Here is a 22041-nt window from a genome sequence, read left to right as displayed (position 1 = left end):
ATGGCGCGCACCCAGCTGATGGAGACCGCTGACGAGGCGGTCGCCGGCATCGAGGACGGATCCACTGTCCTGGTGGGCGGTTTCGGTCTCGCCGGCATGCCCTTCGATCTCATCGACGCCCTCATCCGGCAGGGCGCGACGGACCTCACCATCGTGTCCAACAACGCCGGCAACGGTGAGGTCGGGCTCGCCGCTCTCCTCAAGGCCGGCCGGGTGCGCAAGGTCGTCTGCTCGTTCCCGCGCCAGGCCGACTCGTACGTCTTCGACGAGCTCTACCTGTCCGGCAGGCTGGAGCTCGAGGTCGTGCCGCAGGGCAACCTCGCCGAGCGGATGCGAGCTGCGGGCGCAGGGATCGGCGCCTTCTACAGCCCCACCGCCGTCGGTACGCCGCTCGCCGAGGGCAAGGAGTCGCGGGTGATCGACGGGCGCGAGTACCTGCTCGAGTACCCGATCAAGGGCGACTACGCCCTCGTCTCGGCCCACACCGCCGACCGTCTCGGCAACCTCGTCTACCGCAAGACGGCTCGCAACTTCGGGCCGGTCATGGCCGCTGCGGCCACCACGACGATCGCCCAGGTGAGCGCCGTCGTACCGACGGGGGAGCTGGACCCCGAGGCCGTCGTCACCCCCTCCATCTACGTCGACCGCGTAGTCGCCGTCGAGGCCCGCCACTACACCGTGCAGGGAGCCCGCTGATGACCGTCGAACACCTGGACCGCGGCCCGCTGACGATGGACGAGCTCGCCGAGGTGATCGCCCGCGACATCCCCGAGGGCTCCTTCGTGAACCTCGGCATCGGCCAGCCCACCAAGATCGCCGACCACCTCGCTGACGAGCTCGGCGTGATCCTGCACACCGAGAACGGCATGCTCGGCATGGGGCCGGCCGCCCGCGGCGACGAGGTCGACCCCGACCTCACCAATGCCGGCAAGGTCCCCGTGACCGAGCTGCCCGGGGCGTCCTACTTCCACCACGCCGACTCCTTCGCCATGATGCGCGGCGGCCACCTCGATGTCTGCGTCCTCGGCGCCTACCAGGTCGCCGCCAACGGCGACCTCGCCAACTGGCACACCGGCCGCCCCGACGCCATCCCCGCCGTCGGCGGCGCGATGGACCTCGCCATCGGCGCCAAGGACGTCTTCGTGATGATGGGGCTGTTCGGCAAGGACGGCTCGCCCAAGCTGGTCCCGGCCTGCACGTACCCGCTCACCGGCGTCGGCTGCGTCAGCCGGGTCTACACCGACCACGGAGTGTTCGAGGTCGGCGGCCCGGCTGTCGTCGTACGAGAGACGTGGGGGATCTCCGTCGAGGAACTCGGTCGCCGGCTCGGCCTGGAATTGGCTACAAAGGAGGGGTGACCCCCGACGCCGACTCCTTCCGCGCGCTGGCGCGCAGCTCGCCCTGGCGCTGGCGCACGCTGCTGTTGCGCGCGCGGGCGTCCTGGCTGGGTGGCGAGGTCGTGGCGTACGTCGACCGGCCGGGCCGGCTCGTCGTGCGCGACGCCGGTGGGCAGGTGCACCGCGTGCAGGGCCTGCCCTACGGCTCGTTCTCCCTCCGGGTCGGGAACGGGCCGGGACGTCCCGAGTCCAGACGGACGTCCTTGCCGCACGAGGTGTCCCCGGTGCTGCGTCCCGACGGGCTGGTCGCCGAGCGGCCGCTCGCGCACTTCGAGGTCGACTACGACGACCCGATCTGGTGCAACTACACGTGGGTCGCGATGCTCGACCCGGTCGAGCTCAGTCACCACGTGCGAGCCGACCGGGTCCGTGCCGACGTCGTCGAAGGACGCGATGTGTGGCGCGCCGACCTGGTTCCGCTCCCCGGCTACGAGCCGCGGTGCGGTGGCGGCTGCTGCGAGCTGCTCTGGAGCGAGGTCTCCTGGCACAGCGACAGCGACGGCCCCGGCACGCCCAACTGGCGCCCGGTCCCCGAGGGGACCGTCTTCCCTGACCTCCACGACGTCGCCCTCGACCTGCAGACCGGCATCGTGCTGCGCTGCCTTCCCGTGGGTGCGCCGGACGCCGTATGGCAGGAGATGGACGTGCTCGAGGTCGACGCTCCCGCACCGGACTGGGCGCAGGTCGCCTCATGACGGATCCCGACGCCCGCCAGGTGCTGCGGCGCTTCTTCTCCGCCGACGGTCGCCTGATGGACCTGCCCACCCGGCACGCCAAGCGGCTGGTCGTGCTCGACCACGTCGCCCAGCGCTTCGAGCCCGGCCGGCGCTATGGCTGGCGGGAGGTCGACGCGATCCTGCGTGAGGTCCACGACGACCACGCCGCGCTGCGCCGCTACCTCGTCGACGACGGGTTCCTGTCCCGCGAGGGCGACGTCTACTGGCGCAGCGGCGGCACCGTCGAGGTGTGACCAGCTCCTGCGCCGGTTCTGCTCGTCCCGCTCTGCTGGTCCGCCGGGCCGGGCGTCTCATCGGCCCCATCGGGCCCACGGGTTCCTGTGCCCGCCGTTCGTCACCCCCAGGCCTCGTCGCGTCGCGTGTTCTCCACAGCTCGTCCGTCCGTGAGCGGCACCTGGTGGCGGCTTGCGACAGGGTGCGGTCCATGACGAAGGGAGGTGCCCATGACAGATGATCGGCGCGACCCGAGCGGGCCGCCGGTGCGCGCTGGCGGGCGCTCGAGGTGAGGAGGCACGATGAGAGGCATGACGACCCCGACCCTCGGCCCGGGCCACACCCGAGCGGACCTCGACCGGATGCCCGACGACGGCAACCGCTACGAGCTGCTCGAGGGTGAGATCGTGATGTCGCCGGCGCCCTCGTTCGACCATCAGCGGATGTCGGGTGCCCTGCACGTCGCACTCCACCTGGCCCGCCCTGAAGGTCTCGTCGTCCTTGCCGCGCCCTTCGACGTGCAGCTCGAGGAGCTGTCGGTGGTCGAGCCGGACCTGCTGGTCGTGGAGCGGGACCGTCCCGAGCAGCGGGGGTTGACGGGCGCCCCGCTGCTGGTCGTCGAGATCCTCTCGCCGAGCAGTCGCGGCCGCGACCAGGTGCGCAAGAAGCGGCTCTACGAGCGGGCTGGGGTGCCGTCGTACTGGGTGCTCGATCCCGAGGTGCCGAGCCTGACCGCCTGGGAGCTGCGGGAAGGTCGCTACGAGGTGGCCGCCCTGGTCGCGGGCGAGGAGGAGTGGACCGCGACCGCGCCCTACGACATCACCCTCGTCGCGGCGCGGCTGCTGGACTGATCGAGGCCGGGGAGTTCCCGAGTTCGCCCACCGCGAACGCCGGAACACCGCGAACCCGGAATGCATTGGAAGGTGCATGACGAACCCGATCCAGCTTCCGGTGCTGTTCCTCTCCGACGTGGTGGTGCTCCCCGGGATGGTGGTCCGGGTCGAGCTCGACGAGCCCGCCCGAGCCGCCATCGACGCCGCCCAGCTTGCTGCTCGTGAATCCGGCGACCACGCCCAGGTTCTCGTCGCTCCTCGTCTCGAGGACCGCTACGCGTCGTACGGCGTCGTGGCGAGTGTCGAGAAGGTCGGCCGGTTCTCCGGTGGCGAGCCGGCGGCCGTGCTCAAGGCCGGCGGGCGCGCCCGCATCGGCAGTGGTGTGTCCGGTCCCGGCGCGGCCCTGTGGGTCGAGGTCGAGCCGGTCGACGGCGGGGTCGTGGACGACGACGTCCGTGTGCTCGCCGAGGACTACCGCAAGCTGGTCGTGGGCCTGCTGCAGCGCCGCGAGGCCTGGCAGGTCGCCGACCAGGTGACCCGGATCGACGACCCGGCGACGCTGGCCGACACGGCCGGCTACGCGCCGTACCTCTCCGATGACCGGAAGCGCCAGCTCCTCGAGACCCCGTCGGTCCGCGAGCGGCTCGAGCTGCTCGTCGAGTGGACCCGCGACTTCGTGGCGGAGTCCGAGGTCAGCGACAAGATCGACGCCGACGTGCGCGAGTCGCTGGAGAAGAACCAGCGCGAGTTCCTGCTGCGCCAGCAGCTCGCCGCGATCCGCAAGGAGCTCGGCGAGGGCGACCCCGACGGTGGCGACGACTACCGCGCCCGGGTCGAGGCGGCCGACGTCCCCGACGCGGTGCGCGAGGCGATGCTGCGCGAGGTCGACAAGCTCGAGCGCTCCAGCGACCAGAATCCCGAGGCCGGCTGGATCCGTACCTGGCTCGACACCGTCCTCGACCTGCCGTGGAACGTCACGACCGAGGACGACACCGACATCGCCGCCGCGCGCGCGGTGCTCGACGCCGACCACCACGGGCTGGACGAGGTGAAGGACCGGATCACCGAGTACCTCGCCGTCCGGGCCCGCCGTGCCGAGCGCGGCCTCGAGGTCGTCGGCGGCCGCGGCTCCGGCGCCGTCGTCCTCCTCGCGGGGCCTCCGGGGGTCGGCAAGACCTCGCTCGGCGAGTCCGTCGCCCGCGCCCTCGGGAGGAAGTTCGTCCGGGTCGCCCTGGGTGGCGTCCGCGACGAGGCCGAGATCCGCGGTCACCGGCGCACGTACGTCGGCGCCCTTCCCGGCCGCGTCGTACGGGCCATCAAGGAGGCCGGCTCGATGAACCCGGTCGTGCTGCTCGACGAGGTCGACAAGGTCGGCTCCGACTACAGGGGCGACCCGGCCGCGGCCCTGCTCGAGGTCCTCGACCCCGCGCAGAACCACACCTTCCGCGACCACTACCTCGAGCTCGACCTCGACCTGTCCGACGTGCTGTTCATCGCGACGGCCAACGACATCGGCTCGATTCCGGCCGCCCTGCTCGACCGCATGGAGCTGGTCGCCATCGACGGCTACACCGAGGAGGACAAGGTCGCGATCGCCCGTGACTTCCTGGTTCCGCGCCAGCTCGAGCGGGCCGCGCTGTCCGCCGACGAGGTGAGCATCACCGACGAGGCGCTGCGGGAGATCGCGGCGAACTACACCCGCGAGGCCGGCGTACGCCAGGTCGAGCGGCTGCTCGCCAAGGCCTTCCGCAAGGCCACGGCCCGACTCGCGTCCGGCGAGGTGGAGCGGGTGGACATCGGCATCGACTCACTGGTGGAGCTGATCGGCCGGCCGCGGTTCACCCCCGACGTCGAGGAGCGTACGTCGGTCCCCGGCGTCGCCACGGGCCTCGCGGTCACGGGCATGGGCGGCGACGTGCTGTACGTCGAGACGTCGGTCGCCTCGGGCGAGACGGGGCTGACCGTGACGGGCCAGCTGGGCGACGTGATGAAGGAGTCGGCGCGGATCGCGCTCTCGTGGGTGCGCTCGCACGCCACCGAGCTCGGCATCCCGGCCGAGGCCTTCGAGCGGTCGATCCACGTGCACTTCCCCGCGGGCGCCGTGCCGAAGGACGGGCCGTCCGCCGGTGTCACCATGGTCACCGCGCTGGTCTCGCTGCTGACCGGTCGCCCGGTCCGCTCCGACATCGCGATGACCGGCGAGGTCACGCTGTCCGGCCGGGTGCTCCCGATCGGCGGGGTGAAGCAGAAGCTGCTCGCCGCCCAGCGGGCCGGCGTCGCCGAGGTGTTCATCCCCGAGCGCAACCGGCCCGACCTGGACGACGTCCCGGCCGAGATCCTCGACGCGCTGACCGTGACGCCGGTCGGTGCGGTGACCGAGATCCTCGAGCGGGCGCTCGTGGCTCTCGACGCGGGGGCCGCTGCGGCCTGATCTGATCCGCACCCCCTACGAATTGGTCCCGGTTCGACCGGTTTCACGACCAATTCGTAGGGGGTGCGGTCGTCAGGCGCCGGCGAGGTCCTCCGCGTCGACGATCCGGTACGCGTAGCCCTGCTCGGCCAGGAACCGCTGCCGGTTCTGGGCGAACTCGGCGTCGACGGTGTCGCGCGCCACGATCGTGTAGAAGTGCGCGACCTTCCGCTCGCCACCGGGGCCCGGCGGCCCCGGGCGGAGCAGCCGACCGAGGCGCTGCGCCTCCTCCTGTCGTGAGCCGAACGATCCCGACACCTGGATGGCGACCTCGGCGGTGGGCAGGTCGATCGAGAAGTTCGCGACCTTCGAGACCACCAGCAGCCCGATCTCGCCGGAGCGGAACGCGTCGAACAGCCGCTGCCGCTCCTTGACCGTCGTCTGCCCGGTGATGATCGGCGCGTCCAGGGCCTCGCCGAGCTCGGCGAGCTGCTCGAGGTACTGCCCGATCACCAGTGTCGGCTGGCCGGCGTGCCGCGCCACGAGGTCGCGCACCACCGAGAGCTTCTCCGGGGTGCATGCCGCCAACCGGTAGCGCTCCTCGGGATCGGCCGTCGCGTAGGTCATCCGGGCGGACTCCGGCAACGACACCCGCACCTCGATGCAGTCGGCCGGCGCGATCCAGCCCTGGGCCTCGATGTCCTTCCACGGGGCGTCGTACCGCTTCGGGCCGATCAACGAGAACACGTCGCCCTCGCGGCCGTCCTCACGGACCAGCGTCGCGGTCAGCCCGATCCGGCGCCGCGCCTGCAGGTCGGCGGTCATCCGGAAGATCGGCGCCGGCAGCAGGTGTACCTCGTCGTAGACGATCAGGCCCCAGTCGCGCGCATCGAACAGCTCCAGGTGCGGGTAGACACCCTTCCGCTTGGTCGTGATGACCTGGTACGTCGCGATGGTGACCGGCCGGATCTCCTTGACGGTGCCGGAGTACTCGCCGATCTCGTCCTCCGTCAGCGAGGTACGACGGACCAGCTCGTCCTTCCACTGCCGGGCGCTCACCGTGTTGGTGACCAGGATCAGCGTGGTCGCCTGCGCGTGGGCCATCGCGGCCGCGCCGACCAGCGTCTTGCCGGCCCCGCAGGGGAGGACGACGACGCCCGAGCCCCCGTGCCAGAACGCCTCGGCCGCCTCCGACTGGTAGGAGCGCAGCGACCAGTCCTCCTCGTCGAGCGCGATCGGATGGGCCTCGCCGTCGACGTACCCGGCATAGTCCTCGGCCGGCCAGCCCAGCTTGAGCAGCGCCTGCTTGAGGTTGCCGCGCTCGGAGGGGTGGACCGCGACGGTGTCGTCGTCGATCCGGTCGCCGAGCATGCCGGCGATCTTCTTGGCGCGCAGCACCTCCTCGAGCACCGGCCGGTCGCTGGAGGCCAGCACCAGGCCGTGCACGGGGTGCTTCTCGAGCCGCAGCCGGCCGTAGCGGGCCATCGTCTCGGCGACGTCGACCAGCAGTGCGTGGGGGACCGGGTAGCGCGACCAGGTCAGCAGCGTGTCCACCACCTGCTCCGCGTCGTGCCCGGCGGCACGCGCGTTCCACAGCCCCAGCGGGGTCAGCCGGTAGGTGTGGATGTGCTCCGGTGAGCGCTCCAGCTCGGCGAACGGTGCGATCGCCTTGCGGCACTCCGCGGCCTGCGGGTGGTCGACCTCCAGCAGCAGCGACTTGTCCGACTGCACGATCAGGGGTCCGTCTGTCACCGCACGAGTTTACGTGACGGGGATGACCCGGCTGATCCGGTGCACGGCGTAGCGCCGCTCCGCGTCCGGGTCGTCGTCCTCGGCGTCGGCGTCGAACGCGGTCAGCTGCCCGCCCTCGACGACGAGCGGGCGCACGGTCCGCTCGGACACCACGCCTTGGTTGTCGGTGAACCCGATGAGGACGGCGCCGCCGCGCTCGATCGCCTCGCGCAGCGCCGAGAGCACCCCGCCGCCCGCGGCGGTGGCGGTCGCGGGCCGGTTGCGGGCCGCCTCGTCCCCCTCGCGCAGCGTCGCCACGGCGGACACGACGTGGGCGGCCTGACGGGCCGCGGACCGGGCGGTGTCCGCGCTCTCCCGGGTCCGGGGGGTGCGGGCGCGCAGGGAGTCGGGCGCGCCCACCCGGACCACGCCGTCGGGGCCCTCGACCACCGGCGCCAGGCCGAGCTCACGCAGCCTGAGCAGGAGGACGTCGATGGGCAGCGTCGAGACCACGACGGTCGGTGCGATCCGCTGCAGCCCGAGCCCTGCCGCCTTCGGGTGGTTGACCAGCGCGGCCAGCGCCGCCTCGTCCTCCGAGCGCACGAACGACGACGCCAGCCCGACCCGCAGCCGCCCGAAGGAGCGGACCACGTCGTCGATCAGGTAGCTCAACGGCTGGGGGACCGGCGTGCGGGACGCGGCGAGCACGAACGCGTGCAGCTCGGCCGCGGTCCAGCCGGAGTCCAGCGCGCGTCGTACGGAGCCGGGGGTGAAGCGGTAGACCGTCGCGGCACCGTGCGAGTCGACGTCGGCGACCTGCTGCAGCCGCCGGGCCAGGTCGGGCTCGAGCGGACCCGGCGCGACGGCGGTCAGGTCGGCCTGGATCAGCACGTGGTCGACGGGCGGCGGCAGCAGCTCGGCCAGAACGGGCGCGGGGTCCTCGCTGGCCAGCAGCGCTCGCGCGTACGGCGCCAGCACGTCGGCACCCGTCAGCCCGAGGACGGCCGCCTCGGCGACCGCCCACGCCACCAGGTCGGGACGGGTCCGGGGCCGGCGCGGCCGCTCCCATGCGACCCGAGCGACCAACGACGGCAACCCGGTGCCGGCAGCGAGGCCGTGTCCCTCGGGCAGGCCGGCCAGGACGGCGAGCGCCATCGCCTTGGCCTCGGGCATCCCGGCAGCGGCCAGCTCGGGGGTCAGCGCGTTCCACGGCTTCTGGTCCGGCCCGCGCTCGCCGACCAGCGACGGCAGCCGCGCGCTCGACAGCCAGGCCCGCGCCAGCACGGTCCACCGCTCGGCGACCGGCCGCTCGGCCCACTCGTCGAACGCCGAGGTCGGCACCCACACCGGGTTGCCGTCCGCGTCCGCGCGGGTGGCGGCCAGCCCGGCCTCGTGCGCGAGCTCGACGACCAATGCCGCCTCGGCCTCCGGCACCTGCAGCTGGGCCGCGGCAGCCTTCAGCTCCCGCACGCCCAGCCCGGTGGTGCGCAGCGCCGCCGCAGGGCGGGTGCCCCACCACTCGAGGAGCAGGCCGACGCGTCGTACGACGTCCGTGGCGGCGCCCAGCGCGGCACTCGCGGCCAGCCTCGGCGAGCGCTCCTCCGACGCGACCGGGGGCGCGACGTCGACCGGCTCGGTCGTCGTCCGGCCACCGCGGACCGCCAGTCCGACCTCGCCCGGCACGACCAGCAGCCCTGGGAGGAAGGAGCCGCCGGGAACCAGCAGCCGGTGCGCGACGAGCAGCTCGGCGGGGGTCTCGGCGTCCTCGGGGCGCACCCCCACCCGGACCGACCCGGACTTCGCCGTACCGCCCTCCGCGATGACGTGGTCGAGCAGCGCGCGGGCCGCGGACGGCAGCGCCGCCAGCGCCTCGGCGATCTCCTCGGCCGGGCGCGGGGTCGCCGTCCGCGGCCGCAGCCCGCTCACCCCGGCGTCCGGACCGCCGACCATCGCGTCGGCGACACCGCTCAGCGCCCGGAGGCCCTCGGGCGAGTCCCAGGCGACCGCGAGATCGCGCAGCCGGGCGAGGGTCGCAGCGACGTACGCCGGGTCCGCGTCGACGATCGCGGCGACTTCCGGATCGGTGGTTTGACCGGCGACGACGAGGGCATCCAGTACCGAGAGCTCGCCTCGGGTGAGGCTGTCGAGCGCGCGAGCGATCGAGTTCCTCACCGCGGCGCGGGACGCGAGTTGTCCGAAGTCGTGAGGGGCAGGGGTGGCCAGGTCGGGACGAGCGGTGAGCAGGCGCTGGAGCCGATCGTCGGGCCACGACCGCAGCTGGTCGGCCAACGACCGGTGTCCGCTCGGTCCCGCTCCCACGGTGCCAACGCTAGGACATCGATGAGCAGCGTCGAGCTGCACCACGGTGCTGCGACGGACGTCGGCCTGGTCCGGCAGGTCAACGAGGACGCCTTCCTGTCCGATCCGCCGGTCTTCGTCGTGGCCGACGGCATGGGCGGACACGACCGCGGTGACGTCGCCAGCCGGTACGCCGTCGAGGAGCTCGCGCGCCTCGCCCACGGCGACTACGACCTCGACGACGGCACCGCGGCGGTCGACGCGGCGCTCCAGGCCGCCCAGGACCGCCTGCTGGCCTACGACGAGGAGCAGCGCGCCGCCGGGGCCGGTGACGACTTCGCGGCCGGCACCACCGTCGTACTCGCCCTGCTCGTGCAGTCCGCGGACGGACCCCACTGGCTGCTCGCCAACGTCGGGGACTCCCGGATCTACCGATGGAACGAGGGCGAGCTCGAGCAGGTCAGCGTCGACCACAGCCTGGTCCAGGAGCTCGTCGACGCCGGCCGGATCACGCCCGACGACGCGGCCGTCCACCCGAATCGCAATGTCGTCACCCGCGCGCTCGGGGGAGCGGCGATGCCCGGTGCCGTCAGCGGCGCCGCCGACTACTACCTGCTGCCCCTCGCCGCCGCCGAGCGCCTGCTGCTGTGCTCCGACGGCGTCAGTGGCATGGTGGACGACGTGACCATCGCCTCGATCCTCGCCGGGTACGACGACCCGCGCGACGCCGCCGACGCCCTGGTCGCCGCCGCGGTCGCCGCGGGCGGGCACGACAACGCGACGGCCGTCGTGGTCGATGTGGTGGGATTGGCACACGTTGACCCGTACGACTCCCGCACGCAGCGGCTGAGTCTGGAGCAGAAGTTGGGGGCCCTCCCATGAGCGACACCGCCTGGTCGTACCGCAGCGGTGCCTGGTTCGCCGTCTTCGGACCCGAGGCCGCCATCGTGCTCCCGGAGTCGCAGAAGGAGCAGGTCGTCGGCCTCTGGGCGATGGTCGACGGCGGCGCCGGCTTCGACGACGTCCTCGACGGGCTGCTCGCCTCCGGCCTGAGCCGGATCCCCGGCTTCGTACTGGTCAGCACCGACGAGGGCCCGACCCGCTTCCTGCTGCGCGGCCCCGACGTGGTCGCCACCGTCACCGCCGCCGGGGAGACCGTGACCGTCGACGGCGGCGCGAGCCACACCTGGGTCGAGCGCAGCCTCGACGACGTCACCGCGCTCAGCATCAGCCTCCCGGCCGGCGAGGGCGAGAGCGACGACACGGACTTCCCGATCCTGACCGGGCTGGTCCGGGTCGGCCGGATCGACCGCCCGGCCGTGGCCGTGGCGGCTGCTGCCCCTGAGCCGGTCGCCGAGCCGGTCGCCGAGCCGGTCGCCGAGCCGGTCGCCGAGCCGGTCGTCGAGCAGGAGCCCGAGGCGGAGCCGGTCGTCGAGCCGGAGCCGGAGCCGGTCGTCGAGCCCGAGCCCGCCCTCGGCGGCGCGCACCTCGCGCTCGACGAGCCCAGCCCGCTTGACGAGGGGGGTGCGGCGGTGACCGAGGCGGCGTACCTCGACGACGGCCCCGCCACCGAGGTCATGGACGCCGTCGACGAGTCGATGGACGAGCCGCTCGCCGAGGCGCCCCAGGAGCCCGCGCCCGACGGCTGGGTCACCCCCTGGGACACCCCGGCCGCCGACGGCTCCGACGACGTCGTTGCCGGCGACGCCGCCGGCGCCGACACCGCGGCCGAGCCCGACGCGCTCGACGAGCCGCCGACGCCGGCCGTCCCCGCGCCGACCTTCCCGCCGCTGGGCGGCCCGACCGAGGTCGCGCCGCCGGGCTGGGTGCCGCCTCCGCCGCCGGCCCCGGGTGCGCCCGAGGTCCCCGACGCGCCGCCGCTGCCGGTCGGCTCGTGGGAGCCGGTCGGCAGCGTCCCCGCGCCGCCGGGCCCCGGCATCGAGCACGACGGCTTCACCGTCGCCGGTGCCGGCGAGCCGCCGGCGCCGCTGGTCCCGCCCGTGCCCGGCACCCCGGCCGCCCCGCCGGTCACCCAGCCGGTCGCCAAGCTCCTCGTCTCCGACGGGCAGTCGATCATCGTCGACCGCGCGGTCCTGATCGGCCGGGCGCCGGAGGCGCGCCGGTTCACCTCGACCGAGCAGCCGATGCTCGTCACGGTGCCGAGCCGGCTCCACGAGATCTCCTCCACCCACGTCGAGGTGCGTCCCGGCACGGGCGCCGACCTCGGCACCGCCGTCGTGACCGACATGGGCTCGACCAACGGCACCGTTCTGGTGCAGCCGGGCCTCGGTCCGGAGGACCTCAAGCCTGGCATCGCCGTCCAGCTGATCCCCGGCGCGACCATCAACCTCGGTGACGGGATCACCATCCAGGTCACCCGTCCCTGATCCCCTGCCGCTACTCGGAGCGCCCTGCATGTCGCACGTCCCCACCCCGACACCCCTCGCCGCCGGTGACCTCCGTCCGGCGGAGATGGAGCGACGGTTCACCGCCTTCGTCATCGACCGGGCGGTGGGCTGGGGAATCGCCACGGCGGCCGCCTTCGGCGTGTGGAAGCTGGTTGATCCCGACAACGGCGCGGTCGTCGTGCTCTCCTTCCTCGGCGTCGCGGCGGTGGTCGGCCTGGTGCTCGCCGTTCTCGTCGGTACGACGGGCCTCACCCCCGGCAAGGCCGCGACCGGCCTGCGCGTGCTGCGGCGTACGACGGCCCGCCCGATCGGTGTCGGCGCCGCCCTGCTGCGCGCGATCGTGCTCGGCATCGCCGGGCTCCCGACCGCAGGCCTCGGCCTGGCAACGTTCGCCTGGACCGCCGCGATGGACCCCTCGCGCCAGCGTCGCGGGCTGCACGACCGGATCGGCGACGCGATCGTCGTCGACGTCCGGCCGCAGGAGGTCGAGGCCGCACCGGTCGTCGAGCGGCCGCAGCAGATCGTGAACCTCACCGCGATGCGACTGCTGCCCTCGCCGGTCGAGGAGCACCCCACGCCGATGCCGGACCCGACGCCGACTCCGACGCCGACTCCCGCCCCGACTCCCGCCCCGGCCCCCGTCCCCACGCCGGTCGCCGCGCCCACCCCGGCCCCGGCACCCACGCCGACTCCCGCTCCCGCGCCGGCGCCCCAGGCCCGCCCGACCCCGTCGGTGCCACCGGCCGCACCAGCCGTCCCCGCAGCAACCGTCCCGCCCGCGGCACCCCGCGTCCCGGTCGAGCAGACCCGGGTCCGCCCCGAGCCCGGTGCCGGTACCGGCCCCGCGGCCCTGCCGCCGAGCCCCGCGACCGTGCGGTGGCGGGTGGCGTTCGACACCGGCGAGGCGTTCGTCGTCGAGGGCCTCGCGCTCGTCGGCCGGCGCCCGGAGCCGCGGCCGGGGGAGGAGGCGCGCCACGTCGTACCCCTGCGCTCCTCCGACATGTCGCTGTCGAAGACCCACGCGCAGTTCCAGGTCGCGCCCGACGGTGCGCTCGTGGTGATGGACCGCGGGTCGACCAACGGCTCCTACGTCATCCGCAAGGGCATGTCGCGCTCGCTGTCGCCGGGACGCCCGAGCACGCTGCTCGCCGGTGACGAGGTGCGCTTCGGCGACCGCACGATGCGGGTCGAGCGCGAGACCTGACGTCGGGACTCAGGCGCCGGCCCACTCGCGGCGCAGCAGCCCGTAGACCGCGGTGTCGCTCCACGTGCCGTCCCGGTCGGGGTAGTCCTCGCGGGTGTGCGCCTCGTGCCGCATCCCGAGCCGCTCGCACAGCCGCGCCGAGGCGAGGTTGCGCGGGTCGAGGCGCGCCATCAGCCGGTGCAGCGGGTAGTGCGTGAACGCCAGGTCGACCAGCGCCCTGGCCGCCTCGGTCGCGAACCCGCGCCCGGCGTGCTCCGGCGCGAAGACCCAACCCAGCTCGCCGATGCCCGGCGGGTTGCTCTCGCCGTGACGGTCGGTGAAGCGCAGCATCAGGTCGCCGACGAGCACGCCGTCGTGGACCACCGCCAGCGCCAGGATCTCACCGGGACCCGACGGCGCTGTGCCGGCGACCAGCCGTTCCATCCGCCCGGCCACGCCCTCGGCGTCCAGCGCCGGGAACGGCAGGTAGCGGGTGACCTCGGGGTCCGAGCAGTAGCCGCCGATCGCCGCGCTGTCCGCGGGCGCGACGGTCCGCAGCACCAGCCGTTCGGTCCTGACGGGCAGGGGCGGTGCCGGCAGCACGGGGGCCGTCAATTCGGTTGCCACGTCAGTGAGAATAGGTGGCGGCACGGACATGAGCCTCGATCCGCGGAGCGAGGCTACGATGTGCCGCGCGTGCGCCCGACCGGTGCGCACGCCTGCGATGAGGAGAGGTTGGGCGGACCCGTGCCGACTGGCAAGGTGAAGTGGTACGACGCGGAGAAGGGCTTCGGCTTCCTCTCCCAGCAGGGCGGCGAGGACGTCTACGTCCGCGCCGACGCGCTGCCCGAGGGCGTGACCACGCTCAAGGCAGGCACCCGTGTGGAGTTCGGCATCGCCCAGGGGCGCCGCGGCGAGCAGGCGCTCCAGGTCCGCGTCCTCGACGCGCCCGCCTCGGTCTCGCGCAACCAGCAGCAGGCCAAGCGCAAGAAGCCCGAGGAGATGGTCCCGATCGTCGAGGACCTGATCCGGCTCCTCGACGGCGTCGGCGAGGCGTACCGCCACGGCCGGCACCCTGACCGTCGTACGGCGCAGCCCGTGGCCAAGCTGCTGCGCGCGCTCGCCGACGAGCTGGAGTCCTGACCCCGAGGCTCAGGCGGCCGGCTTGGGTGCCGGCCGCTGCGGCCTGCTGCGCAGCACGAACACCGCCCACGCCGTCAGCAGCACCGCGGCGAACGCCAGTCCCACCCCGTTGACGGCGGGGTAGGACATCACGACGCCGAGGAAGCCGCCGAACACCCACGCCAGCTGCAGGGTGGTGTCGCCCTTGGCGAAGGCGCTGGCGTGCGCGCGCACCGGGACGTCGCTCTGGATGGTCGAGTCCAGGGACACCTTCGCGAGGTACTGCATCAGGCCGACCGTCAGGCCCAGCGCCACCAGCAGGAGCAGGCCGTAGAACACGGTGGCCAGCACCAGCACCACGATGTCGGCGACCAGCGCGACCACGACCATCACGGCGGGGTTGATCTTGCGGGCGAGCGAGGCGACCACGATCCCTACCGTGTTGCCGAGCCCGGCGGCGCCGATGACCAGGCCGACCAGCAGCGTCGAGCGGGTCTTGCTCTCCCAGCCGTCGAGCGGCTCGGTGGCCAGCACGAACGTCATGAACATGGTCAGGAAGCCCGACAGCAGGCGTGGTCCGCAGTTGGCCCGCAGTGCGAAGGCGACCTTCGGCGGCAACCCCGGACGGCGGCGCGCACCGGCGGCGTCCCGCGGTCCGTCGACCGACTCCTCGCCGGCCGACGAGTCCACCCCGCTCGGGAGCAGGATCGCGGCGACCGTGCCGATCGTGAACACCACGAAGGCGTAGCGGCAGGCCCACTCCGGACCGATCCAGTACGCCGCGCCGGCCAGCGGGCCCGAAACGCAGGCGCCGACCACGCCGGCCAGCGCGACCCGGCCGTTGGCCTTGACCAGGGTGATCTCGCTGGGCAGCAGGCGGGGGACGGCGGCGGCCTTCGCGACGCCGTACGCCTTGGAGGAGACGAGGACGCCGAGCGCGGCGACGTAGAACCAGGGCGACCCGTCGCCCAGCGTCCCGGCCAGCACCCAGCACAGGAACGCGCGCAGCGCGAAGGTCGCGCCGATCGCCCAGCGCCGGCCGTGGCTGAACCGGTCGAGGAAGGGCCCGATCAGTGGCGCCACGATCGCGAACGGGACCATGGTCAGCCCCAGGAACAGCAGCACCGGACCACGCTCGCCGCTGGTCGCGCCCGCGAAGAAGACGGTCCCGGCGAGCGCGATCGCGAACGCCGAGTCTCCGGCCGCGTTGGCGGCGTGCAGCTCGATCAGCCGGTTCAGCCCGGAGCGCTCCGCTCCCTGCGCGCCCGCTGCCTTGCGGGCCTGGCGGAAGGTCGCCCGGCTGGCCCGGCCGGTCACCGAGGCGACCCCCTTGAGCCCCCGCGCCGTCGCCTTCGCGCCGGTGCCGAGGCTGGAGCCGACCGCCCGCATCGAGCCGGTCTCGGTGACCTCGGGGCTCGGTCCGGCCTCGGGGCCCGGCGGGCTGGCCGGTGGGCGCGGGTCCGAACCGTGCGTGCTCACGCCCCTATCTTGCCTGCCCCGACGTGACGATCACCGGTGGCATGGGGGATGCTGTGCCCGTGTCCACCCTGGAGCGCAAGCTGACCGACGCCGCCACCGCCGATGCCGTCGACGCGGCCCGCGCTGCGCTGCTCGAGGAGGTCGACGCCGGCGACGTGGGCGACCACACCGGTCACCAGGTCGACGGACTCCGGGTCGTCACGCACCTGTTCGAGTGCACCCGCAAGGGCTACGTCGGCTGGCAGTGGGCGGTGACCCTCACCCGAGCCTCCCGTCAGCGCAAGGTGACCGTCGTCGAGGTCGTGCTGCTGCCCGGCCCCGACGCCATCGTCGCGCCTGCCTGGGTGCCCTACCGCGACCGCCTGCAGCCGGGCGACATGTCGCCCGGCGACCTGTTGCCCGTCTCCGACGACGACCCGCGCCTGGTGCCGACGTACTCCTTCGGTGACGACCCGCTCGACACCGACGAGAAGGCCCAGGTCCGCCAGGTCGCCAAGGACCTCGGCCTCGGCCGGGTCCGGGTGCTCTCGCCCGAGGGCCGCGACGCCGCCGCCGAGCGCTGGTACGACGGCGAGGCCGGCCCCGATGCCCCGATCGCCAAGTCCGCGCCGCACCACTGCTACTCCTGCGGCTTCCTGGTCCGCCTCGGCGGCCCGCTCTCCGAGCTGTTCGGCGTCTGCGCCAACGGTGACGCCAACGACGACGGCCGCGTCGTCGCGCTCCAGCACGGCTGCGGTGGTCATTCCGAGGTGCGCCTCAGCAAGCGGCAGCAGCCGCAGCCGCCCGCCCCGCCGGTGGTCGACACGATCTCGCTGGACGACCTCGAGAAGTTCTGAGCGCCGCCCGCCCTTGTAACTAAGAGATTCCGCGGGTAGGCGCGTGTCGGTGAAGCAGGACAGGCACGAGCCTCGGTAGCAGAAGAGGTGTCTAAAGCCGCCTTCTGTTCCCCGAGGTGCTCGTGCCTGCCCTGCCATCCTCTGTCATCGAACCGGTCTGGGACCAGTTCGCCGCGCTGATCCCCGAACACATCGACACCCACCCCCTGGGCTGCCACAACCCGCGCATCCCCGACCGCGTCGTCTTCGACAAACTCGTCCAAGTCCTCGTCCTCGGCGCCGCCTACGACAAGATCGCTGACCACACCTGCTCGGCGACCACCATCCGCAACCGCCGCGATGAGTGGATCGCCGCCGGGATCTTCGAAGCACTCGAACAGGCCTGCCTCGATGCCTACGACCGCATCGTCGGACTCGACCTGGCCGATGTGACCGCCGACGGCTGCCTGGCCAAAGCGCCCTGCGGGGGTCAAGCAGCCGGCAGATCCCCCGTGGATCGAGGGAAACTCGGCACCAAACGCTCCCTGCTCACCGACGGCAACGGCATCCCCGTGGGCTGCGTCATCGCGCCCGGGAACCGACACGACTCACCGTTCTTGCGCCCGACCCTGGAGACACTGGGCCGGTTCGAGACCCGCCTCGGTATCGGGTTCGGCATCGGCTTACCCGACGAGATCACCGTCCATCTCGACGCCGGCTACGACAGTGCCACCACCCGCGACCTGCTCGACGAGCTCGGCTGCCAAGCGGTGATCTCTCAGAAGGGCCACCCCCTCCAAGCCGGTCGGCGATGGGTCGTCGAACGCACCCATGCCTGGCACACCCGCGGGTTCAAGAAACTCGCCATCTGCACCGAACGCCGTACCCGCGTCATCGCGGCCTTCATCGCGCTCGCCAACGCTGTGATCATCACCCGGCAACTCCTCCGAGCCGCTTGGACCACCCACCGTTGGGACACCCGACCGGCCCGCCAGCCGTGACCTACCCGCGGAATCTCTAAGTGTTACAGCGCGAAAAGGGGCGCACCAGCACCCGGGTAGTGGCCATACCGCCCAGGTAGATGCTGAGCGCCGATCGTGCGTGGGCGAGGGTGCTCGATGCATCTCGGACGCGTCTACCCGGGTGCTGTTGCTACCTCCCGGGCGCTGCTGCACCGGAATTCGTGCTGTAACACTTAGTTACAAGGGCGGTTGGTGTCAGGCCCCGCTGAGGACGGCCACCGAGTAGAGGTCGTCGACCGGGCGCAGGTCGTAACCACCGAACCGGTGCTGCACGACCAGCCCGGCGGCGGCGACGTCGGCCAGGAACTCCTCCGGCGCATAGACGCGCGCGGTCGAGGGTCCCTGCTGCAGGTGGAAGCCGACCAGGATCCGTCCGCCCGGCGCGAGCAGTGAGCCCAGCCGGCGGAGCACGGCGACCTCGGTGTCCTCGGCGACGAAGGTGAGCACGTTGCCGACGCAGACGACGAGGTCGTAGGCGAGGGGCGCGCCGGCGGCGGCGAGTGCCTCGGGGGTGAGGGCGAGGATCTCCAGGGGCACGACCGGCAGGTCCGGGAAGGTACGACGCGACTGGGCCACGAGCGCCGGGTCGGGCTCGGCGGCGGTGACGTGGTGCCCGAGGGAGAGCAGGTGGGCGCCGATGCGGCCCATGCCGGAGCCGGCGTCGAGGATGGTCGCACCGCGCTCGACGAGGGTGTCGGCCAGGCGGGCCTCGCCGACCACGTCGGCGCCGTCGGCGATCAGCTCGGCGAACCGCTCGCCGTACCCCACCGTCTTCGCGCCGCCCAGCGCCCACCGGGTGGGCGGCAGGGGAGCCTCACTCATCGGCGTCGAGGTCCCGCTCGGCGCGGACCTGGCGGCGGCGCTTGCAGTACTCCGAGCCGAGCAGGCCCAGGCCCACGCCGGTCAGGCACATCCACAGCAGCCAGGTGCGCCCGTCCTCCTCGAGGCGGCCGTAGAACGGCAGCAGGCCGACGAAGGCGACGAGGAACAGCACGGTGCCGACCTGGACGGTCCGGACGCCGTCGACGTCGAGCGGCTCGACGGGGGCGATCAGGTAGGTCCGGTTGCCGAACTCGTGCTGGGTCGGCTGGTCGTCACGGAGCTCCACGCCAAGAACTCTACTCCGCGAGGAATGATTACCGAAGGTAATGACTTATGCTAACGACATGCCGACTCTGGAGAAGCACGTGCGCAGCAACGCGGGGCTCGCGACCGAGCTCCGGTTCGCCGTCATGCGCCTACGCCGCCGGCTCGCCCGCGAGCGGCACCCCGACAACGACCTCAGCGTGTCGTCGATGGCGGTGCTCTACGCCCTCAACCGTCACGGCGACCTCGCGGTCGGCGCGCTCGCCGCGCGCGAGCAGGTGCAGCCCCCGAGCATGACCCGCACCGTGACCGCGCTGGCCGACGCCGGCCTGGTCGAGCGGTGCGCCCACCCGAGCGACGGACGACAGGTGGTCGTCCGGATCACCGACGACGGCCGCGCGGTCGTCGCCGCCGACCTCACCCGCCGTGACCGCTGGCTCTCGCGCCGCCTCGAGGACCTGAGCGCCGAGGATCGCGACGTGCTGCGCCGCGCGGCCCCCATCCTGCAGCGCCTCGCCGAGGCCGAGACCGACTGACCCGAAGGAGATCCCACGAGTCCCCGATTCCGCTCCCTGTCCCACCCCAACTACCGGCTCTACTTCGCCGGCAGCCTCGTCTCCAACGTCGGGACGTGGATGCAGCGCGTCGCGCAGGACTGGCTGGTCCTGACCATCCCCGGCAACGGCGGCGCCGCGCTCGGCATCACGACCGGCCTCCAGTTCCTGCCGGTGCTGCTGCTCTCGCCGTACGCCGGGGTGGTGGCCGACCGCATCTCCAAGCGCGTCCTGCTCCAGGTGACGCAGGCGATGATGGCCCTCGCCTCGCTCGCGCTCGGCCTGATCGCGGTGCTCGGTGTCGCCCAGACCTGGCACGTCTACGTCATCGCGTTCGTCTTCGGCATCGGCGCGGCGTTCGACGCCCCCGCCCGGCAGGCCTTCGTCTCCGAGATGGTCGGCGCCGACGACGTGACCAACGCCGTGAGCCTCAACTCCGCCGCGTTCAACGCCGCCCGGCTGATCGGGCCCGGCCTGGCCGGTCTGCTGATCGGCTTCGGCGGGGGTGGGATGCGCGCCACCGGCTGGGTCATCCTCGCCAACGCGCTGTCCTACCTGGCCGTGATCGCCCAGCTGCGCCGGATGGACACCGCGGCCCTCCACTCGCCGCGCCCCGCCGCCCGCACACCCGGGATGCTGCGCGAGGGTGTCGCCTACGTGCGCAGCCAGCCGAAGATGCTGATGATCCTCGTGCTCGTCTTCTTCATCGGCACCTTCGGGATGAACTTCCAGATCACCTCGGCGCTGATGGCCACCGAGGTCTTCGACAAGGGTGCCAAGGAGTACGGCGTGCTCGGCTCGGTGCTCGCGATCGGCTCGCTCACCGGCGCGCTGGTAGCCGCCGGTCGCTCCCAGGTGCGGGTGCGGCTGCTGATGGGGGCGGCCGTCGCGTTCGGAGTGCTCGAGATCGCGGCCGGCCTGGCGCCGACGTACCTCACCTTCGTGCTGCTGTGCCCCCTCCTCGGCTTCTCGGTGATCACCGTCCTCAACTCGTGCAACGCGCTGCTGCAGACCGAGTCCGCGCCGGCGCTGCGCGGACGGGTGATGGCGATCTACATGACCATCGTGATGGGCGGCACGCCCCTCGGCTCGCCGGTCATCGGATGGATCGGCGAGCAGTTCGGAGCCCGGTGGACCCTGGTCGTCGGCGGGGCCCTGGTGCTGGCCGGCGTCGGGCTCGCGGTCGCCGTACGCCGGGCGGCCCTGACACGCCTCGAGCCGACCTCGGGCTCGACCCCCGTCGTGGCTCCTGCGATGCTTCGGCCGTGAACTCGGCCGAATTCCTCGCTCCCGCGAACCCGATCGACCGCTTCTTCCGCATCTCCGAGCGGGGCTCCAGCCTCGGCCAGGAGCTCCGCGGAGGCGTGGTCACGTTCTTCACGATGGCCTACATCGTGGTGCTGAACCCGCTGATCCTCGGGTTCGCGACCGACATCGACGGCAAGTACCTCGGCGGCGGCAGCGCCCCGAACCTCGCCGCGATCGCCGCGGGTACGGCGCTGGTGGCCGGCGTGCTCACCATCTTGATGGGCGTCGTCGCCAACTACCCGCTCGCGCTGGCCACGGGCCTGGGCCTCAATGCCTTCCTCGCGTTCGCGGTCGCCAGCCAGATGACCTGGGCCGACGCGATGGGCCTGGTCGTGATCGAGGGCGTCCTGATCCTGGTCCTCGTCCTCACCGGCTTCCGTACGGCGGTCTTCCGGGCCGTCCCCGCGCAGCTCAAGGTCGCCATCTCGGTCGGCATCGGCCTGTTCATCGCCCTGATCGGCTTCGTCGACGCCGGCGTCGTCAAGCGGATCCCCGACGCCGCCAAGACGACCGTCCCGGTCCAGCTCGGCGCCGACGGCAGCCTGAGCGGGTGGCCGGTCCTGGTCTTCGTGGTCGGGCTGCTGCTGATGCTGGCCCTGTGGGTGCGCAAGGTGCGCGGCGCGATCCTGATCTCGATCGTCGTGATGACCGGGGTCGCGGTGATCGTCGAGGCCATCGGCGACCTCGGTACGTCGGCCGAGAAGGCCGGCGGCTGGGCACTCACCGTCCCCGCCTGGTCCGGTGACTTCCACGCACCCGACTTCGGCACCCTGGGCGAGTTCAATCTGCTCGGCTCATGGGACAAGGTCGGCGTGGTCACCGTCCTGCTGCTCGTGTTCTCGCTGATGCTCGCCGACTTCTTCGACACCATGGGCACGATGACCGCCATCGGCGCGGAGGCCAACCTGCTCGACGAGGAGGGCATGCCGCCCCACGCCGACCGGATCCTGGTGGTCGACTCGGTCGCCGCGATCGCGGGCGGCGCGGCCGGCGTCTCCTCGAACACGTCGTACATCGAGTCGGCCTCGGGCGTCGGCGAGGGCGCGCGCACCGGGCTGGCATCGGTGGTCACCGGCCTGCTCTTCCTGGTGACCATCTTCGCCTCGCCGCTGGTCGCGATGATCCCGTCCGAGGCGGCGGTCCCCGCGCTGATCCTGGTCGGCTTCTTGATGATGCAGCAGATCACCGGCATCGCCTGGGACGACGTCGAGATCGCGATCCCGGCCTTCCTGACCATCGTCCTGATGCCGTTCACGTACTCGATCTCGGTCGGCATCGGCGCCGGATTCGTGTCCTACGCGTTCCTCAAGGTGGTCCGCGGGAAGGCCCGCGAGCTGCACCCGCTGCTGTGGGTCGTGGCCGGTCTGTTCGTCGTCTACTTCGCGATCGACCCGATCACCCGCTGGCTGACCTGAGCACCGACCCCGGGAGCGGCCGCTCAGGCG

21 protein-coding genes are annotated in these 22041 nt (G+C 72.7%); 15 read left to right on the top strand and 6 right to left on the bottom strand.

Going from position 1 to position 22041, the window contains the following annotated elements:
• From FBY23_RS22675 to lon, 6 genes are all read left to right on the top strand, one after another.
• Positions 1 to 696, top strand: a complete 696-nt coding sequence (locus FBY23_RS22675; RefSeq protein ID WP_141800210.1) for a 3-oxoacid CoA-transferase subunit A — start codon at positions 1 to 3, stop codon at positions 694 to 696.
• The gene (locus tag FBY23_RS22670) at positions 696 to 1358 is read left to right on the top strand and encodes a 3-oxoacid CoA-transferase subunit B (protein WP_141800209.1); all 663 of its coding nucleotides are present in this window, start codon (positions 696 to 698) and stop codon (positions 1356 to 1358) included. Before FBY23_RS22675 ends, FBY23_RS22670 begins: the two co-directional genes overlap by 1 nt.
• Complete coding sequence (locus FBY23_RS22665; RefSeq protein WP_141800208.1) at positions 1355 to 2092, top strand: hypothetical protein; 738 nt, start codon at positions 1355 to 1357, stop codon at positions 2090 to 2092. Before FBY23_RS22670 ends, FBY23_RS22665 begins: the two co-directional genes overlap by 4 nt.
• Entirely contained in the window at positions 2089 to 2367 is a 279-nt protein-coding gene (locus FBY23_RS22660) for a DUF2087 domain-containing protein (RefSeq protein ID WP_222117915.1), read from the top strand. Before FBY23_RS22665 ends, FBY23_RS22660 begins: the two co-directional genes overlap by 4 nt.
• A gap of 291 nt (positions 2368 to 2658) precedes the next feature.
• Positions 2659 to 3198 carry a Uma2 family endonuclease gene (locus FBY23_RS22655; RefSeq protein ID WP_222117914.1) on the top strand — a complete coding sequence of 180 codons (540 nt, stop codon included), beginning with the start codon at positions 2659 to 2661 and terminating at the stop codon, positions 3196 to 3198.
• Between the two features lie 76 nt (positions 3199 to 3274).
• Positions 3275 to 5611 carry an endopeptidase La gene (gene lon, locus FBY23_RS22650; RefSeq protein WP_141800205.1) on the top strand — a complete coding sequence of 779 codons (2337 nt, stop codon included), beginning with the start codon at positions 3275 to 3277 and terminating at the stop codon, positions 5609 to 5611.
• Between the two features lie 72 nt (positions 5612 to 5683).
• Here lon and FBY23_RS22645 read toward each other — a convergent pair whose 3' ends face one another.
• Entirely contained in the window at positions 5684 to 7342 is a 1659-nt protein-coding gene (locus FBY23_RS22645; protein WP_141800204.1) for a DNA repair helicase XPB, read from the bottom strand.
• 9 nt (positions 7343 to 7351) lie between these two features.
• The gene (locus tag FBY23_RS22640; RefSeq protein WP_141800203.1) at positions 7352 to 9640 is read right to left on the bottom strand and encodes a helicase-associated domain-containing protein; all 2289 of its coding nucleotides are present in this window, start codon (positions 9638 to 9640) and stop codon (positions 7352 to 7354) included.
• Between the two features lie 21 nt (positions 9641 to 9661).
• On the opposite strand from FBY23_RS22640, the gene FBY23_RS22635 reads away from it, so the two are divergent.
• From FBY23_RS22635 to FBY23_RS22625, 3 genes are read left to right on the top strand one after another with little or no spacing between them, the layout of a single operon-like run.
• Positions 9662 to 10501 carry a PP2C family serine/threonine-protein phosphatase gene (locus FBY23_RS22635; RefSeq protein ID WP_141800202.1) on the top strand — a complete coding sequence of 280 codons (840 nt, stop codon included), beginning with the start codon at positions 9662 to 9664 and terminating at the stop codon, positions 10499 to 10501.
• Complete coding sequence (locus FBY23_RS22630) at positions 10498 to 12006, top strand: hypothetical protein (RefSeq protein ID WP_141800201.1); 1509 nt, start codon at positions 10498 to 10500, stop codon at positions 12004 to 12006. The genes FBY23_RS22635 and FBY23_RS22630 overlap by 4 nt, the downstream gene beginning before the upstream one ends.
• A 28-nt stretch (positions 12007 to 12034) precedes the next feature.
• Positions 12035 to 13231 carry an RDD family protein gene (locus FBY23_RS22625; protein ID WP_141800200.1) on the top strand — a complete coding sequence of 399 codons (1197 nt, stop codon included), beginning with the start codon at positions 12035 to 12037 and terminating at the stop codon, positions 13229 to 13231.
• Between the two features lie 9 nt (positions 13232 to 13240).
• On the opposite strand, the gene FBY23_RS22620 is transcribed toward FBY23_RS22625, so the two are convergent.
• Positions 13241 to 13837, bottom strand: a complete 597-nt coding sequence (locus FBY23_RS22620) for a GNAT family N-acetyltransferase (protein WP_222117913.1) — start codon at positions 13835 to 13837, stop codon at positions 13241 to 13243.
• Positions 13838 to 13957: 120 nt separating this feature from the next.
• Here FBY23_RS22620 and FBY23_RS22615 point away from each other — a divergent pair, with 120 nt between their 5' ends.
• On the top strand, positions 13958 to 14353 hold the full coding sequence (locus FBY23_RS22615; protein WP_139624783.1) for a cold-shock protein: 396 nt from the start codon (positions 13958 to 13960) through the stop codon (positions 14351 to 14353).
• A 9-nt stretch (positions 14354 to 14362) separates the two neighbouring features.
• Here the strand turns inward: FBY23_RS22615 and FBY23_RS22610 are convergent, their stop codons facing one another.
• Positions 14363 to 15811 carry an MFS transporter gene (locus FBY23_RS22610; protein ID WP_260806512.1) on the bottom strand — a complete coding sequence of 483 codons (1449 nt, stop codon included), beginning with the start codon at positions 15809 to 15811 and terminating at the stop codon, positions 14363 to 14365.
• Between the two features lie 59 nt (positions 15812 to 15870).
• Between FBY23_RS22610 and FBY23_RS22605 the strand changes: the two genes are divergently transcribed.
• Both FBY23_RS22605 and FBY23_RS22600 read left to right on the top strand, forming a co-directional pair.
• Entirely contained in the window at positions 15871 to 16647 is a 777-nt protein-coding gene (locus FBY23_RS22605) for a DUF3027 domain-containing protein (RefSeq protein ID WP_260806511.1), read from the top strand.
• Between the two features lie 122 nt (positions 16648 to 16769).
• The gene (locus FBY23_RS22600; RefSeq protein ID WP_141801220.1) at positions 16770 to 17627 is read left to right on the top strand and encodes an IS5 family transposase; all 858 of its coding nucleotides are present in this window, start codon (positions 16770 to 16772) and stop codon (positions 17625 to 17627) included.
• Between the two features lie 216 nt (positions 17628 to 17843).
• On the opposite strand, the gene FBY23_RS22595 is transcribed toward FBY23_RS22600, so the two are convergent.
• Together FBY23_RS22595 and FBY23_RS22590 are read right to left on the bottom strand one after the other, a co-directional pair.
• Positions 17844 to 18470 carry a bifunctional 2-polyprenyl-6-hydroxyphenol methylase/3-demethylubiquinol 3-O-methyltransferase UbiG gene (locus FBY23_RS22595; protein ID WP_141800198.1) on the bottom strand — a complete coding sequence of 209 codons (627 nt, stop codon included), beginning with the start codon at positions 18468 to 18470 and terminating at the stop codon, positions 17844 to 17846.
• Positions 18463 to 18756 (bottom strand): DUF2530 domain-containing protein, encoded by a 294-nt coding sequence (locus FBY23_RS22590; protein WP_260806510.1) that lies wholly within the window; start codon positions 18754 to 18756, stop codon positions 18463 to 18465. The genes FBY23_RS22595 and FBY23_RS22590 overlap by 8 nt, the downstream gene beginning before the upstream one ends.
• A 58-nt stretch (positions 18757 to 18814) precedes the next feature.
• Here FBY23_RS22590 and FBY23_RS22585 point away from each other — a divergent pair, with 58 nt between their 5' ends.
• Genes FBY23_RS22585 through FBY23_RS22575 form a run of 3 tightly spaced genes read left to right on the top strand, consistent with a single transcriptional unit; the run spans position 18815 to position 22011 of the window.
• Complete coding sequence (locus tag FBY23_RS22585; RefSeq protein ID WP_260806509.1) at positions 18815 to 19270, top strand: MarR family transcriptional regulator; 456 nt, start codon at positions 18815 to 18817, stop codon at positions 19268 to 19270.
• A gap of 36 nt (positions 19271 to 19306) precedes the next feature.
• Complete coding sequence (locus tag FBY23_RS22580; protein WP_141800196.1) at positions 19307 to 20557, top strand: MFS transporter; 1251 nt, start codon at positions 19307 to 19309, stop codon at positions 20555 to 20557.
• On the top strand, positions 20554 to 22011 hold the full coding sequence (locus FBY23_RS22575; protein WP_174245163.1) for an NCS2 family permease: 1458 nt from the start codon (positions 20554 to 20556) through the stop codon (positions 22009 to 22011). Before FBY23_RS22580 ends, FBY23_RS22575 begins: the two co-directional genes overlap by 4 nt.
• Positions 22012 to 22041: the final 30 nt, after the last annotated feature.

The organism is Nocardioides sp. SLBN-35 (assembly GCF_006715725.1).
In the GTDB taxonomy this organism is placed as follows: domain Bacteria; phylum Actinomycetota; class Actinomycetes; order Propionibacteriales; family Nocardioidaceae; genus Nocardioides.
Note: the sequence above shows the minus strand (reverse complement) of the source record. Positions and strands in the feature narration are given on the sequence as shown.

What these genes read in the sequence shown, in the direction of transcription:
- FBY23_RS22625 (WP_141800200.1), top strand. Translation starts at nt 12,035, where the DNA reads ATGTCGCACGTCCCCACCCCGACACCCCTCGCCGCCGGTGACCTCCGT.
- FBY23_RS22670 (WP_141800209.1), top strand. Translation starts at nt 696, where the DNA reads ATGACCGTCGAACACCTGGACCGCGGCCCGCTGACGATGGACGAGCTC.
- lon (WP_141800205.1), top strand. Translation starts at nt 3,275, where the DNA reads ATGACGAACCCGATCCAGCTTCCGGTGCTGTTCCTCTCCGACGTGGTG.
- FBY23_RS22655 (WP_222117914.1), top strand. Translation starts at nt 2,659, where the DNA reads ATGACGACCCCGACCCTCGGCCCGGGCCACACCCGAGCGGACCTCGAC.
- FBY23_RS22595 (WP_141800198.1), bottom strand. Translation starts at nt 18,470, where the DNA reads ATGAGTGAGGCTCCCCTGCCGCCCACCCGGTGGGCGCTGGGCGGCGCG.
- FBY23_RS22660 (WP_222117915.1), top strand. Translation starts at nt 2,089, where the DNA reads ATGACGGATCCCGACGCCCGCCAGGTGCTGCGGCGCTTCTTCTCCGCC.
- FBY23_RS22630 (WP_141800201.1), top strand. Translation starts at nt 10,498, where the DNA reads ATGAGCGACACCGCCTGGTCGTACCGCAGCGGTGCCTGGTTCGCCGTC.
- FBY23_RS22675 (WP_141800210.1), top strand. Translation starts at nt 1, where the DNA reads ATGGCGCGCACCCAGCTGATGGAGACCGCTGACGAGGCGGTCGCCGGC.
- FBY23_RS22585 (WP_260806509.1), top strand. Translation starts at nt 18,815, where the DNA reads ATGCCGACTCTGGAGAAGCACGTGCGCAGCAACGCGGGGCTCGCGACC.
- FBY23_RS22635 (WP_141800202.1), top strand. Translation starts at nt 9,662, where the DNA reads ATGAGCAGCGTCGAGCTGCACCACGGTGCTGCGACGGACGTCGGCCTG.